Consider the following 341-nt stretch of genomic DNA (forward strand, 5'->3'; position numbering starts at 1 on the left):
CTGGGGCAGCGTGCCAATGCGCAGCTCCGGCCCCTGCAGGTCGATGAGCAGCTGGGGGATGCCCACGGCGTGGATGATATCCAGCCAGTCTTTGTGGGCCGACAGGGGCCCGTGGGAAAGGTTCATGCGGATGCCCGTCATGCCAGCTTCCACCATGCGCTGCAAGGTCTCCAGCTGGGCACAAGCGGGGCCAATGGTACCATAAAAGTCCAAAAAAATCACCCGGTTTCGTTTTTTCTTATTGTAACACGAAACGGGACCGTTGAAAAGTGCCAAACCAGGCGGCAACGGAAAAAGGCGTGGCAGCCCGCCCCACAGGGGAAAACTGGGAGAGCCAGAAC

Annotated in this window: 1 protein-coding gene; it reads right to left on the reverse strand. The window is 59.2% G+C overall.

The window, feature by feature from the left end; all coding sequences use genetic code 11:
* The coding region (locus tag P0G09_RS16240; protein WP_275253185.1) for a pyruvate kinase at positions 1 to 222 on the reverse strand (222 nt) is incomplete at its 3' end.
* Positions 223 to 341 lie beyond the last annotated feature (119 nt).

The sequence above is a fragment of the Faecalibacterium sp. DFI.5.82 genome (assembly GCF_029076575.1).
Taxonomy (GTDB): domain Bacteria; phylum Bacillota; class Clostridia; order Oscillospirales; family Ruminococcaceae; genus Faecalibacterium; species Faecalibacterium duncaniae.